Source organism: Bacillus sp. FSL W8-0116 (genome assembly GCF_038003825.1).
Lineage (GTDB): Bacteria > Bacillota > Bacilli > Bacillales > DSM-4216 > Bacillus_O > Bacillus_O smithii.
Map to the genome: position 1 here is coordinate 916,954 of NZ_JBBOPY010000001.1, position 15,027 is coordinate 931,980.

Genomic DNA, 15,027 nt, shown 5'->3' on the forward strand with positions numbered 1-15,027 from the left:
TTTTTCTTTTTTATGTACCAGGTTGCTTTCCCTTTTTGTGTTCTTTTTCATTCAATCGCAATTCCAGCCATTTCCCTGCAAGCCAAAGGATAAAAATCACGATCACCACGATCACGGTCCGAAGCGGCTTTTTAATAAGGGAAACGACATCATGGCCAATGAAGCTGATCGTGAATATCATCACCATTTTACCAGCCACTACAGCTATGAAATACTGGTATTTTTTTATATTGGAAAGCCCGGCCACTATATTGATGAGAGCAGACGGCGTAAACGGAAAGCACATCAATAAAAAGAGCGGGCCAAACCCATGTCTTTCCAGCCAGTTCATCAATTTGCTTACCTTCGGATGATTTTTCAGAAAGCGAAGCATTCTTCTTTGCCCGAATTTCCTGATCAATCCAAAAACAAGCAAAGCGCCGGCAACAGCTCCAACCCAGGAAAACAAAAATCCTAACCAGAGACCAAAAGCGTTGGCGTTGGCCATTACAAATAAAAACAGAGGCAAAAACGGAAAAAACGCCTCCATCATGGGAAGCAAAATTCCTGGTATCGGCCCAAATGAACGATATTTTCGGATTAAGTCCATTACGTGTTCAAGTGTAAACCCATTTGTCAGAGTCTCAAAATCCATTTAATTCCTTTTCCTCTCATTCAATCCTCTGTTAACCCCTATCACTATCATTTTTCCACATTCATTATCAAAAATCCGGCAGATTTTCCGGACAAAAAGAAGATGACTTTATTATTTTATCATAACGAGATCATTTATTTTAAACATTTACACCTAAAAAGCATGGAAAAGAGTCATGGCGTGAATACTTGAAATGATGGCTTCATCTCAGTAAAATATATACGAACAAATGTTCTTTTAGGGGAGAGTAAAGATGACAAGGATTCCTCCTGATGACCGTGATGTTTTAGAACAAGCTATTTATTTGCCTATGCTTTTAACCGTTTTAAATAAAGATCTAAAAGTGGTGGAAAAAAGCCCTTTTAAGCTGAGAAATCCTTATATAGATTGGATCGCCCAAACGATAAAAGAGGTACAAAAAGATTTGGCGAACACCCGCAAATATATGCGGGACCGCCGCATGAAAGCGGAAAAAGTCCGATCAGATGATTTATTTACGATGTATGTATTTTTATATAACGGCTATGAAGAGTATCATAATTACTTTAATCCGAGACTTCGCAATAAAGTAGAAGAGTTAATGAAATATTACTTGTTCGAACGATATCATAACCCCTCTCATTCAGCCAATCCATCAAACGGATAAAAACAAACTCTTATTTCGCATAAAGGGAAGATCCGTGTTTAAGAAAGATCATGCTGGCAAGAAAGGCCCATTCCTTTACATTTCGCAATGGATCACTCGTCCAACTTTGAGGAATAAACCTTTCCGTCAGCACATGCCTTTTACTTTTAATGGAGCAAAGAACAAAGTGTTCCACTCTGGACTTCTTTTACCTGAAATGATAAGGGTGATAGCCTTCTAACGCCATTCTTTTGTCTGCATTCATCCCATATTTTTTTTCAATATGTTGCATTCTTTGTTCAAAACGAATTCTCAGCATGGCAGTACGCATAAACTGTGATTCAAAGGAGCTTCGGGAGATGGGGAGACGAAGTGATTTTCCATTGCTGAAGGTGACGGATGTTTCATAGGCATCAGCTCGGTCATAAGCCGCCACATGTTCGTGGTTGATCCATATGCAGTCGCTTTTTGCAGGAGACAATGTAGGAAACAAATAAATCGCATGAAACGGGTCCACAATGATCGGAGCTTTATGGGTAATGCCGATTAATTGTCGGGTCCCTTCTCTCCTGCCTGAATAAGACGCTCCATAGTACTTGCAGCTTCTTTTGACGACATCGAAAGGCTTCATCGGTGAAATATATTCATCCTCTACTTCCATAATTTTGGAATACACTTTTTGTCCATATTCTGCCGGAAGGATGATCATAGTTAAGGGATTGATCTCGTATTCTAACATCATTTTGTTTTTCTTTTCCTTTTCCATAGCCATTTTTCTCCTTTCTTCTTTTTCTATTTTTTGATTATCATACCATCTTTTCAAATGAATGTCTCATTCCTTTTCAAAAAACACCGATTTTTCATTTTTCAGGTAAAATTTTTCAAAAAATTATAAAATTTCAGTTGAATATTTGTCTCAAATTCCATATAATAAAAAAAAGGCATTCGAGGTGAGCGAAATGGAAAATAAAAGATCTTATACCGAGATGATGAAGTCGAATGGAGCGCCACTCAGCCACGAGAATATGATTGATGTTTACATCGATATGCTTTTGAATGAAATCTTGTTGAACAAGGAAAAGAAACAGCTGATGGAAGAAATCGACAAAACATTGGATGCAAGAGATCGAGAATCCTTCCTTGAACTTTCCGCCAAATTGATTGAATTAGAAAAACGCTTTGGTATTTAAAAAGATACTTCTCTACATTAATCCTCACGTAAAACCAACTCATAATCATCATAAGGATTTCCCCGGACAAACGGTAAATATCCCGTATCCTTAACAGATACGGGAACCTTTTTGAGCATTTCCCCCACTTGTTTTTGTAAAAAACCGACATTCCACAATCATTGCGAATAAGAATGCAAGTGTTCATGAATGGATACATGCATGGAAACGAGTCATTAGCCATTCGTTTTTATAGAAAGAGAAACAATAAATCCGGAAAAAATGTAATCCCTTGGGAACCAACAACAAAACCCAAGGGATTAGCGCTTTGTCTATGAAATTCTTTCTTTCCGAATAAGAATGACATTCTACCTTCTACTTTTTTGATCATGAACTGCCATTTTTTCGGCTGTTCCAAATTATTTCTGTTTTATTGGATAAGTTTCCACCATATGAATCCGTTCAAGCATCGTAGGATGGGTATAACGAAAAATTTTCACCAGAAGCGGCGGATTCACTTGGCTCAGTCCCGATTTTGTCAATTCCTGAAATGATTCTATGGCTGCTTCCTTATTTTTCGTCATTTCGATTGCATAGCGGTCCGCACGCGTTTCTTCATACCTGGAAGCCAGATTGGAAATAGGACTGGATGCAAACACCAATATGGAAATAATCAACAAGAAGAGCGGCAATGTTCTTAATTGAGAGATCGATTGGATATGGAGCTTTTGGCCATGGCGATCAATCCATCGCGCCATCCATTTGGCTGTAATCCAAAAACCGACGAACGCGAGAAGCAAATAGCCGGCAATGCCAAAATAAATATGCTTTTCAACATAATGGCACATCTCATGAGCCATGATAAACAAAATTTCATTGTCATTCAGCTTTTGAAGAGTCGTATCCCATAAAACAATCCGAGAATGAGAACCTACTCCCGTCACATAAGCATTTAAAGCATGAGTTTTCTCCGACATATCCACTTCATACACATGATTCGCCGGAATATGGGCTTTATCAGCCAATGACAAAATTTTAGATTCCAATTGTTTGTCTTTCATCGGATAAAAGTGGTTATACAAAGGATCAATCCATACCGGCTGTACGTACATTAAAAAAAAGGTAAACGGAACAAATAAGATCCAAGAAGCAAGCCACCATTTTTTTGGAAACTGCTTCATGAGCGCATACAAAATCGTCACTAATACCAACATGATCAAATAATTGACCCAAAAATCGATCACGTTGTCTTTCATCCATCCGCCGAATTCTTGAGCTGAGATATGATAGGTTTTCGAAAAATGATACGACAAATATCGAATAGGAAACATTAATACAAATGTGAGGAGAGATAACCAGAATAAATAAACAGCATTCCGAACGAACTGAAATCGGGATGCTTGATTGGCCCATTTTTCAAAAACAGTTGAAACTCCAAAGATGAGAATAAACAAATAAAGAAGCCATTCATAAGGTGTGGACAAAAAGAACAACAAATCCCGAATTTTTGAATATTCCTCGCTTAGAACTAATTCACGAGATTTTAAAAATGTCGCCGGATCGGCGCTCGTTCCTTTATATATATCCGGTACACTGCTGTTGGCAAATACAAACAAGTAATAATATATGCATAAGCCAAACAATAGATAGGCAGCTATTGCCCACAGACCCCATTTTTTCAACTCTCCCATCCCCCTTTCCTATCTTTGTCCCTTACTATTATGTGTAGTTTGGATTCATTCAAAATAGAACAAGCAATTTCTTTGCACAACTCTTCCCAAATTTTCATTGTAAAATAGGACAAAAACATTTTACCGTTCCTCTTAACGGAAAGAAGCATGGCTCTTTCAAGAAAAATCCCCCATGATCTATTCATGGGATAATGGTCAAACAAATAATCACTTTCTTGCCTTTCATAAAACAAAAAGCACATGCCCATTACCGCCCCAAACACTGGATAGGTTCCATGACGGCGCCGTTTCAGACCTATAAGAAAAAGGTAAAACCGCAAGTATGCGATTTTACCAGTTTAATAAAAGAATGGACGATATTTTAAAAAAGATTCGGGTGACCACCGTTTTTCACAGCCGCCTTAATTTTCCGAAGCTCGTCCGCCTTGAAAATGGAAAGTTCTTCTGCGAAGTCCTTCACCCGTTCGAAAAGCTTTTCAGGGGGTGATACCCTTGTCAATAATCCATATGCATAAGCATCATGGGCATTTAAAATTTTAGTTGTTAAAATCAGTTCTAAAGCCTTGCCTTCCCCAATCAGTTTAGGAAGCCTGCGGACAGCTCCTGCATAAGGAATCGTTCCAGGGTTCTTTTGATTAAAGCCAATTTCGGCATGTCTTGAAGCAAAACGGAAATCACATGCGAGAATCAAATCAAAACCTTCATCAAAAGCCGCTCCGTTAATGGCCGCAATAGTTGGCTGAGGAAGTTCCTCCACCTTCAACAGCACTTCTCGGATTTTATTTTGAAATTTTCTTTTCTGTTCATCTGAATAAAGAGCTTCTTCGCCCCAATCGACTCCTGTACAAAAAGCTTGCTCACCTTCTCCTTGTAAAACCACGATGGAAATATCGGTACGCACACGAATTTCATCCAAATATTGCTCCAAATCCTTCAACATCTCTTCATTTAAGGAATTGGATTCTTCGGGACGATTAAAAGTAATGTACGCAATGGAGCCTTCTTGCTCGTATTTAACGAAATCCATCTGATTCGCCTCCAATTCTAGAACCTACACAATCTATCTTTCTTTGATTTTTCTTTTTCCAGTACCATTTTTATTTTATCGGAAAAAAGGTTCTCATGAAAAGTGTGGACCATTATTTTCTATAGAGCAAGAAAAAAACAGAATCCCAGCTGTTATCACCGGCTCTTCCATACAACATATGTGCACCAAAAGTTTTTTCATGAACTTTCTTGCCTGCATTCTTGCAAAAAAGCCCCAAACAGAAAAAAAGCAAAGCAAAAGCCTTTTTTTCGGATATTGGAAAGTAGCCGTGCATCTCGATTCAAATAATGAATGATCAATCCCACGAATAATCCACAACAAGTCGATGTCAAATTAGAATCAATGAAATAGAACCGCATTCTTATCCATTATGTTCTTTTTTTGGTAAAAATCAAGATAGAAACGGAGGTCAAACCTCCCTAAATAGTCTCCCAATCGAAAGTCATGATTCGATCCTCGTACTTCTCTGCTGTGCGAACGACTGAAAGCATCCTCCAAACAGAGGGGAAGTTTTATAAACCCATTACACCGCAATATTTCAAACAAATAATACGAAATCATCTGTATTTAATGCATATTCTCCAGCACATTTGAAATCAAGCTTTTATGAATCCAAATGGCTGCTTGGATCCCGTCTCCCATCGCAATGGCGGTTTGCTCGGAATGAACCGTTACATCGCCTGCTGCCCAAACATATTTGACATTAGTCATTTTTGTGCGCGGATCAGTGAGAATATGCCGATTTTTATGAAGTTTTACCCCTAATTTTTCCGCTAAGGCTGAACGAACTTCATTTCCGCCGAATCCAAGAAAGCACCGTCCCGCCGGAATCCATCCTCCATTCACAAGATGAACACCTTTAAATTGGGAACCATCGGCCAATACCTCTTTTATCGGCACCGGCACATAATGGATATTCTTATGTCTTAGCTTTTCCATCACACGTTGGCTGATGCCTGCCTGTTCATGGTCAACGTAGAAAATATCAGTGGTAAAATAAGTAAGCGCCAACGCTAAGTTGGCTCCGGCATCTCCTGACCCCATCACAATCACTCGCTGCCCTTTTACTTCAAAACCATCGCAGTCAGGGCATATATAAGCGCTGATTCCTAAACAAGGAATGATATTAGGAAACGGAGGAAGACGATCCATGACACCGGTAGCAAAAAGAAGCCTTTTGGCTCGAAAAGACGAACCATCATCACAAAACAACAGAAATTCATCCGACTCAGAACGGGCATCGACTACCCATCCGTTCCGAAATTCGATTCCTAATTTTTCCGCTTGATTTCTTCCAATGGTTCGCAATGTCCGTCCGCTGACACCATCGGGCCAGCCTAAAAGGTTATGAAAGCTGCGGCATAATACGGAGCGGCCTTGATCAGCGTCAATGACCAACACACGATGTTGATAGCGTCCTAGTTGAATGGCCGCCTGCAGACCAGCAATGCCTCCGCCAATAATAATGCAGTCATAAGTCATGGAAAAGCCCTTCCTTCCATTTAAAATGAAATCAGCACCTCTTCATTCTTTATAGTATGAAAAAAACACATCATCATCCTTGCAAGTTTTTTCCTAAACCATTCTTATCCGTACAGCTCACATTTTCTTTTTCCTGAACTCGTATCATCCGCTCGCCACATCACAGGTGAAAACAAGCGTCAAACATGAAGGAAGAACAACAATTACAAACGCTCAGCAAGAGTTTGAAACTTTGCCATCACGACTCATCACAAAATTCAAATTCCGCACGGTTTTAAAACTGATCAGAAAAACTTTTTTATCAATATACTCCTTCTCATTCTTTCATATGTTTTTCATTCCCTAAAATGATCAAAAATAGATCAAAATCAACGTAAAATTTTCAGAAACAAGACTGGGCGAACTGGATTTTGTCACTTTTTAACCATTATTTGCAAATCTTTTTCTGCCAATATGACCGGCCCATTAAATTCACTTTCAGCCTCTTCTTTTAACTGATGCAAACTGCCGTACTGAGGCAAGTGGGTCAACACTAGTTTTTTCGCCCCCGATCGTGCTGCCAACCTCCCTGCTTCTGTACTTGTCATATGTCCGGCCTGATTTCCGTTCATTCCGCTAAACAAATTACTTTCACATAATAGCAAATCGCAATCTTTCGCAAAGTCCACAAATGCTTCTTGATAAGCGGAATCAGCCGTATAAACCAATGTGCCTTCATCTGATGCTATTTTCATCGCATAACAAGGAACAGGGTGACGTGTTTTTAAAAAACTTACGGAAAAAGGGCCGATGGAAAGTTCAGTGTTTTCGTCAATCACCGAACCTTTTGTGATGTTTTTATACGTTAATGATCGATAGTCTTCACTTTCATGATGGCCATAGATAGGAAGCGTCTTGATTTCTTTATTGAAGTATTTCCTAATAAGTAAAGCATGCTGCAGTACACCGATATCCGCTACATGGTCAGCATGATAATGGGAAATCAGCACGGCATCCAAATTTTCTGGCTCTATATAGTTTTGTAAAAAAGATAGGACGCCGCTTCCGCAATCGATTAAAAGATTGAATCCGTTTTGCTGCAATAAATAACCTGAACTCGCTTCATTCGCTTTTGGATATCCGCCCCACGGGCCGATGATCGTCAATTTCATGTTTTCAATCACCTCTTCCATTAGTAAAACTTCTGTCAGCGTGATCCCCGCATTAATCAAATGGACATTAAGGGAAAGTTTGCTGCACTTTGACCTCTTCCTGTCCTTTATGATCTGTGTAAAAGGCATACTGCTTATATTGCTCTGATAGCTGCAGTGCTTTCACTCGATAAAAAGCAAAAAAATCCAACACTTCAATAGTCCTTTCACTATACCAAAGACAAAACATGTCCTTCCACTCTATTGTAAACCAATTTTGATTCTTCCTCGGAAAAATCTATAAAAATTCTGAATCTTTATCGCGTTAAAAAAGGCTGTCGGCATTGCCGACAGCCCAAGGAATGAACACACTCAATCATGATGCTTCTTCCGCTGTTTGCAAATGATCAGCATATTGACGCTTAAACACGATCATCATAAAGAGAAGTGTAATGGCCATGAATAACGCCATAAATAACAAGAGAATAACATGATTGTGCCACATATAAGCAAAATCTCCGCTTGAAATGACCGCCTTGAATGCATTGACGCTATAGGTCATCGGCAAAAAGGCGTGAACCATTTGAAACCATTTTGGAACTAACTCCAACGGGAAAGTACCGGCACTTGTCGTTAATTGGCCGATTAAGATTAAAACAGCAACATAACGGCCAGGGTTATCACCAATCGTTACTAACATTTGAACGATCGCTATAAAGACTAAGCTGGTTAAAATCGTAGTAGCAATAAACAACGGTACGCTTTGAACTTTTAACTTTAAGCCAAGAAGCAGTATGGCCGCGGTAATCAGTGCCTGCAGTACTCCGATAAGCCCCATCATGGCAAATTTGCTAAAAAACCAGGATACACCATTTTTAGGTTTGCCAAGAGGTGTTCGAACAGGATAAACAATGGTCATCATTAATGCCCCGACATAAAGTCCGAGTGAGATAAAATACGGAGCCAAACCAGTGCCGTAGGTAGGTACTTTATTAATCGGTTTTTCTTTGACGTTTACAGGTTCTGCCATCATATTGGATTGGTTTTTTCCCGCTTTCATAGAATTGGCTTGTTTGGAAGCGTCGCTTAACTTATCGTGCATTTCTTTTGTACCATTTTCTAATTGACCGGAACCTTTTGCGAGCGCATCGGCCCCTGCTGCCAATTGTTTAGTGCCGTCAGAGATTTTTTGTGAGCCTGATGACAACTGAGAAAGGCCTGTATTTAATTGATGGGCGCCGTTCGTCAGTTTGGCAGAGCCGGCTGCTGACTCGCCCATTTTTTCATTAAAAATCCCCATGTTAGAGATTAGTTGGCTTTCACCTGCTAAAAGCTTTTGACTCCCCGCATTTAATTCGTTGGAACCATTCGCCAGCTGATGAATGCCCGATTGAAGGCTTTCTTGGCCGGCAGTGATTTGTTTTAACCCACCATTCAGTTTCTGAATATTGGGAGCAAGTTGGCTGTTGATGGCGCTGTTAAGAGATTGAGCACCAGTCGCCAATTCCTTGCTTCCAGATTTTAATTGGCTGAAACCGCTGGCTACTTGCTGCTGGATCCTCTGCTTTTGCTGATTGACCGATTGTGTTGGATCCGGAAGCTGTTGTTGAAATTGTTGAATAATAGAATTGACTTGATCAGCCGGTAAACCTTGCGCCAAGAGAGTCTGCTTTAACTGACCGATCATTTGCTGCGTTGCCTGCTCTTGTTTTTGAGCAGAATCATCCAAAGCGCTGTTTAGTTGGCTCACTAATTGTTGCTGGAAGCTGTCTACACCCGAATTTAACTGCTCAGCTCCAGCAGCCAAATCCTTAACGCTGCTTTGCAGTTTCGGCATTTGACCTGAAAATTGCTCAACACTCGATTGAGCTTGTCTCGTTCCATTTAACAGCTGGCTCATTTTGCCATCAACCGTATTTAAGCCTTGAGACAACTGACCGATTCCTCCGGCTAATTGTTCCGTTCCCTTTTGGACATCCTTAGCGCCCTGGTACAGTTTGTCGTGGCCAAAGGCAAGCTGATTCAATGCGGAAGATAATTGTTCAGCGCCGTTTTCGAGATTTTGCGATCCTTTATCGGCAGAAAGGATGCCTTTATTAAATTCTAACGACTTTTCTGCCAGTTTCTCCAAATTGCCTTTCATCTGCTTTGCTCCGCCTGCAAGCTGGACAGCGCCTTTATTCAATTTTCCAGCGCCTTTGCTGGCTTCGTCCATCCCTTTTCCAGCCTCGCGAATTTTTCGAAACATCGTATCGGCATAAGTTTTTGTCACATTTTTTTGAATCGATGCGCGTATTTCTTTCATGGCTGTTCTTCCCATTTGCGCCGATAAAAAGTTATAACCTTCATTCGGAACATATTTCAAACTCATTTTTTGGGGATGATCTTCTAACAGAGTCGTAGCATCTTTTGAAAAATCTTTCGGAATCTCCACCAATAAATAATATTTTTGATGTTTTAAATCTCTATAAGCCCTTTCCCGGTTATTGTCAAAATGAAAATCAAAATCATCGCTCTTTTTTAATTTTTTTACTACTTCGTCGCCTAATTGCAGCTTTTCTCCGGAAAAACCGGCGCCTTTATCGCGATTTACTACGACGACGGGAAGTCGTTCCAAATGTCCATAGGGGTCCCAAAACGCCCATAAATAAATTCCTGCATAAAGGATTGGGATAAATAAAATGGCAAAAATCGGGATCAACAAATTTTTTCGATCTCGGAAAATCTCTTTCAACTCAGCCACAATCAATAAACGGTTCACGACAATCCCCTTCCCAATTTTTCATTTTTCATTTCGTCATCACCGAGAAAAAGAGAAAGATTTTCCTATTTGGACAGTCCTTGAAAAAAATACAAGTCAAACAATCGAGCGATTTCATCTTTTTCAAGGGGTTCATGATCCCTCTCCCAATCAAAAATAAACGAAATATACGTTTTTAGAATGACAAAAGCTGTCACTTCAGGATTGCAATTCTTAATTTCTCCGTGTTTTATTCCCATTTCGATTTTATCTCGGATGTAATCTAAAATGGAACGTTCGATTTTATCCATTACCTCTAAAACGGCCGGTGTCCCCATTTCTCTCGCCTCTTGAAAGAGCTTGATGGTGAGTTGATGTTCTCTCCGAAAATCGAGCACCTGATACAAAGCACGATGAACTTTTTCAACGAATGAATCTTCTTCATCAAATGATTGTTCTGCCGCTTCTTTCATTTCTGCAATTAATGAAGAAACAATTTCGTGAAATAAGTCTTCTTTATTTTTAAAAAAATTATAAATAGTCCCTTTTCCAACATTCGCAAGCTTTGCTACTTGATCCATCGTAGTGGCCTTGTATCCAAATAATGAAAACGACTTGGCCGCCGCATCCAGAATCTGCTTTTTTCGATCGACAGACACTTTATCACCTCGCAAAATGACCAAAATAATAATTTAGTCATTTAGTTTCAACGAAAAATACTATATCACACTTGATCATTCTTTGCAATGATATCGATACGTCAAAATACTGCTTTTTTCCAAATTTTTCCATCAAAAAGACAAAAAAATAGACCGCCAATCAGCGGCCTATTTCCCATTCATCCCTAAAAAAGCCAATACTTTTTCCACAGCTTCTTCGCCTTGGTCGATGCAATCCGGAACACCGAGTCCCTCATACGAGCTTCCTGCCCAAAAAAGACCCGGCAATTCCTTTTGCGTACTTTGCTTAATCTTTTCCATCCGTTCTATATGTCCTACCGCATATTGCGGCATGGCGTTTTTCCAACGGGTGACAATCGTGAAATCCGGTTTCATGGAAATATTCATCGTCTTATTTAAATCTTCCAATACAATTTTTTCAAGTTCCGAATCTGATAAGTCCACTACCGTTTCGTCACCGGCACGCCCTACATAGCAGCGCAGCAATACTTTTCCCTTTGGAGTCGTGTGAGGCCATTTTTTATGAGTCCACGTACAGGCCGTAATAGTGAAATCGCTGTTTCTCGATACCACAAATCCTGTTCCGTCTATGTCTTGTTCAATCGCTTCCGAGGGGAAAGCCATCGCGATGGTTGCGACCGAAGTGGATTTCATATCTTTCAATGGAGAATAGAAATCGTATTGTGGAAGCATATCCGGAACAACTCCATGAGGTGTGGCAAGAACTACGCTATCTGTGCGAAGTGCTTCACCGTTATGCAAAAGCAAACGATATTGGTCTTCCTCTTTTTCAATTTTCACCACACGTGTTCCTTTTAACACTGAACTTTTTATCAACTGACTTTCTACAGATTCCACTAACATTTCCAATCCGTGACGGAAAGTGAGAAATCCGCCTTTTTTTTGCCCGCCCGCTGGCTTTTGGGAGGAGTTTGGCGTCGTTTTTTTCATTCCTAAGATTAAACTGCGATATTTTTGTTCTATTGTGTAAAATTGTGGAAAAGTAGCCATTAAACTCATTTGGTCGATATCCCCTGCATAAATTCCGGATAAAAGGGGTTCAACCAAATTTTCCACCACTTCATCCCCGAATCTCCTTCTAAGAAATGGTCCCAAAGCTTGATCTTTTTGCGGTTTGGAACGAGGCAAAAGAAAATCGAAAGCGGCTCTTAGTTTGCCGGTAAAAGAGAATAATCCGGTTACAACAAAAGGGAATACTTGTGTTGGAATTCCCATAACAGAACCGCCGGGAATGGGATAAAGCCTTTCATTTACTAGCACATAAGATTGACCGGTCGCATTGCTGACCAATTGATCCGCAATCCCCACATTTTCTGCCAGTCTAGTTGCACTTTTTTTTCGAGCCAGATAAGAATCAGGCCCTCTTTCAATTATAAATCCATCTTTGCGGATCGTTTGGATTTTTCCTCCGAGTCTAGGGGAGGATTCAATTAATGTGACTTCCAATGGAAGTTTTTTTTCTTGAGCCGCTTTTTGCAAATAATAAGCGGCTGTTAATCCGGTAATTCCTCCGCCTATGACCGTCACTTTTTTTGATTCACTCACCATACATCGCCTTCTTCTAAAACTTCTTATTTATTTATGTGTTTTAAAACAACCGTTGCTAAAGCATCAATAAATTCCGGCTTTGCATTAGGCATTTCCGGCCGATAATAGGAAGCACCGATCTCTTGTGTGACTACTTTACATTCATAATCGTTGTCATATAATACTTCCAAATGATCGGCAACAAATCCGACTGGCACATAGACATACGCTTTATATCCTTTTTTCTGATGCAAATCTCTTGTCAAATCTTGGACATCCGGTCCAAGCCATGGTTCAGGGGTATTTCCGGCACTTTGCCATCCGATGGCATAATCTTTGACCCCCACCTTATCAGCGATCAATTGAGCTGTTTCTTTCAGTTGTTCTGGATAAGGATCGTTAAATTGCAATATTTTTTCTGGAAGACTGTGAGCAGAAAAAATCAGGACAGAAGATTTGCGCTCCTCATCCGGCATTTGTTCGTAAACTTTTTTGATTTGATTCACCCAGTAATCGATGAATTTCGGCTCACGATACCAACTTTCAATCGAGCTGATCCTTGGTCCGCCAAGCTTTTCTGCCTCCGATTTTGCCCTTTCGTTATACGATTTCACGCTGAAAGAAGAGAAATGCGGAGCAAGTACAATCGAAACGGCTTCTTCTATACCGTCTTCATGCATTTGCTTTACGGCATCTTCAATAAATGGTTCGATATGCTTCAACCCAATATATAATCGAAATTCCAATTGATCTTGAAGTTCATTTAATCGAGCCGTTAGTTTTTCAGCTTGTTCATTCGTAATTTTTGCAAGCGGGGAAATTCCCCCAATCGCCTTATAACGTCTTCTTAAATCCTCCAGCATATCCTCCGATGGTTTTCTTCCATGTCGAATATGCGTATAATACCGTTCAATATCCTCTTCATTGTTTGGAGTGCCGTATGCCATAACAAGTAATCCTATCTTTTTCCTTTCCATAAGAGCCACCTCAATTAATTATTTTGTCAAAATGAAAGGAAATTTACAAAAAATAAGTTTCTTTTATTTTTAAACTCTTTTTGAACTGTAATCATGAATAAATTCGGTTAGCTTTTTCAAAGTATCCGGCTGAACTTCAGGAAAAACTCCATGACCAAGATTGAAAATGAATCCCGGTGTTTCCAAACCTTGATCTAAAATCCGTTTCACTTTTTCTTCTATCACTTTCCAAGGAGCAAGCAGCACTGCCGGGTCTAAATTGCCTTGAAGCGATTTTGTCACTCCCAATTCTCTTGCTTTGCGAATCTCCATTCTCCAATCAAGACCAATGACGTCTAAAGGAAGGTCGTTCCATTCTTTTACTAAATGAGTTGCACCAACTCCGAACATGATAAGCGGAACATGCTCATTTTTTAGTTCACTAAAAATTTTTTGCATAGCTGGCTTCACGTATACACGGTAATCTTCTTCATTTACAGCTCCTACCCAAGAATCAAAGATTTGAACGGCGCTTACTCCCGCATTGATCTGCGCCCGAACATAAGCGATAGTCATATCGGCCAGCTTGTCCATCAAAGCGTGCCAAGCGACAGGTTCCGCATACATAAACGCTTTAGTTTTGTTGTAATGTTTGGATGGACCTCCTTCAATCATATAACTGGCCAACGTAAAAGGTGCACCGGCGAATCCGATCAATGGAACCGTCAGCTGCTCTTTCGTTAAAATTCGAATGGTTTCCAGTACATATGGCACATCCTGTTCCGGATGGATTTGGCCAAGTTTTTCCACATCCGTAAGAGAACGAATCGGATTGTCAATAACCGGACCTACTCCCGATCGAATGTCTACTTTCACTCCAATCGCCGGCAGAGGCGACATAATATCTTTATAAAGGATGGCTGCATCCACATTGTATTGTTCAACAGGCAATCTTGTCACATAGGCGCATAATTCCGGTTGATGTGTAATTTCAAACAATGAATATTTTTCTTTTAACGCCCGATACTCAGGCTGCGAACGGCCTGCTTGCCTCATATACCAAACCGGCACATAGTCTGTCGGCTCTCCTTTAGCAGCCTTGATTAAAGTATCATTTACCACTCTCATGTATTTATCTTCCACCTTTCATATGAGTAAAGTCGTATTCAAAATGAAAAAGCTATGAATGATTTTCAAGAGAAATCACATTTTTACATTTAAATAAATATAGGTCGTTGCAACCGGCGATCCTTCATTCTCACGATCTATTACATGCTTTACACTATAGTGCTTTTTGAGTAAATTGTATAGGCAAGCGAGTGAA

The 15,027-nt window shown here is 39.9% G+C and carries 13 protein-coding genes; 2 read left to right on the forward strand and 11 right to left on the reverse strand.

What is annotated here, in order from left to right; genetic code table 11:
• Nucleotides 1–10 precede the first annotated feature (10 nt).
• Nucleotides 11–634 (reverse strand): TVP38/TMEM64 family protein, encoded by a 624-nt coding sequence (locus tag N1I86_RS04280; protein ID WP_003353731.1) that lies wholly within the window; start codon nucleotides 632–634, stop codon nucleotides 11–13.
• 253 nt (nucleotides 635–887) lie between these two features.
• Here N1I86_RS04280 and N1I86_RS04285 point away from each other — a divergent pair, with 253 nt between their 5' ends.
• A complete protein-coding gene (locus N1I86_RS04285) occupies nucleotides 888–1,280 on the forward strand; it encodes a hypothetical protein (protein ID WP_341095119.1) in 393 nt (130 codons plus the stop codon).
• Between the two features lie 187 nt (nucleotides 1,281–1,467).
• On the opposite strand, the gene N1I86_RS04290 is transcribed toward N1I86_RS04285, so the two are convergent.
• Nucleotides 1,468–2,082, reverse strand: coding sequence for a competence protein ComK (locus tag N1I86_RS04290; RefSeq protein ID WP_270583067.1), 615 nt, complete (start codon nucleotides 2,080–2,082; stop codon nucleotides 1,468–1,470).
• Nucleotides 2,083–2,218: 136 nt separating this feature from the next.
• Between N1I86_RS04290 and N1I86_RS04295 the strand changes: the two genes are divergently transcribed.
• Entirely contained in the window at nucleotides 2,219–2,449 is a 231-nt protein-coding gene (locus N1I86_RS04295; RefSeq protein ID WP_327797979.1) for an IDEAL domain-containing protein, read from the forward strand.
• A gap of 398 nt (nucleotides 2,450–2,847) precedes the next feature.
• Here the strand turns inward: N1I86_RS04295 and N1I86_RS04300 are convergent, their stop codons facing one another.
• The 9 genes from N1I86_RS04300 to hemE form a co-directional block, all read right to left on the reverse strand.
• Nucleotides 2,848–4,119: a M48 family metallopeptidase gene (locus N1I86_RS04300; protein WP_445662255.1), complete on the reverse strand. Its 1,272-nt coding sequence runs from the start codon at nucleotides 4,117–4,119 to the stop codon at nucleotides 2,848–2,850.
• A gap of 361 nt (nucleotides 4,120–4,480) precedes the next feature.
• Complete coding sequence (locus N1I86_RS04305) at nucleotides 4,481–5,146, reverse strand: enoyl-CoA hydratase-related protein (RefSeq protein ID WP_048622844.1); 666 nt, start codon at nucleotides 5,144–5,146, stop codon at nucleotides 4,481–4,483.
• A gap of 588 nt (nucleotides 5,147–5,734) precedes the next feature.
• The gene (locus N1I86_RS04310) at nucleotides 5,735–6,649 is read right to left on the reverse strand and encodes an NAD(P)/FAD-dependent oxidoreductase (RefSeq protein ID WP_341095127.1); all 915 of its coding nucleotides are present in this window, start codon (nucleotides 6,647–6,649) and stop codon (nucleotides 5,735–5,737) included.
• Nucleotides 6,650–7,062: 413 nt separating this feature from the next.
• The gene (locus tag N1I86_RS04315; protein WP_003353739.1) at nucleotides 7,063–7,800 is read right to left on the reverse strand and encodes an MBL fold metallo-hydrolase; all 738 of its coding nucleotides are present in this window, start codon (nucleotides 7,798–7,800) and stop codon (nucleotides 7,063–7,065) included.
• Between the two features lie 355 nt (nucleotides 7,801–8,155).
• Nucleotides 8,156–10,540, reverse strand: a complete 2,385-nt coding sequence (locus tag N1I86_RS04320; RefSeq protein ID WP_341095128.1) for a YhgE/Pip domain-containing protein — start codon at nucleotides 10,538–10,540, stop codon at nucleotides 8,156–8,158.
• Between the two features lie 65 nt (nucleotides 10,541–10,605).
• Nucleotides 10,606–11,178, reverse strand: coding sequence for a TetR/AcrR family transcriptional regulator (locus tag N1I86_RS04325; protein WP_341095131.1), 573 nt, complete (start codon nucleotides 11,176–11,178; stop codon nucleotides 10,606–10,608).
• A gap of 168 nt (nucleotides 11,179–11,346) precedes the next feature.
• A complete protein-coding gene (gene hemY, locus N1I86_RS04330) occupies nucleotides 11,347–12,768 on the reverse strand; it encodes a protoporphyrinogen oxidase (protein WP_341095133.1) in 1,422 nt (473 codons plus the stop codon).
• A 23-nt stretch (nucleotides 12,769–12,791) separates the two neighbouring features.
• Nucleotides 12,792–13,724 carry a ferrochelatase gene (hemH, locus tag N1I86_RS04335; RefSeq protein ID WP_003353745.1) on the reverse strand — a complete coding sequence of 311 codons (933 nt, stop codon included), beginning with the start codon at nucleotides 13,722–13,724 and terminating at the stop codon, nucleotides 12,792–12,794.
• A 69-nt stretch (nucleotides 13,725–13,793) separates the two neighbouring features.
• A complete protein-coding gene (gene hemE, locus N1I86_RS04340) occupies nucleotides 13,794–14,831 on the reverse strand; it encodes a uroporphyrinogen decarboxylase (RefSeq protein ID WP_003353746.1) in 1,038 nt (345 codons plus the stop codon).
• Nucleotides 14,832–15,027: the final 196 nt, after the last annotated feature.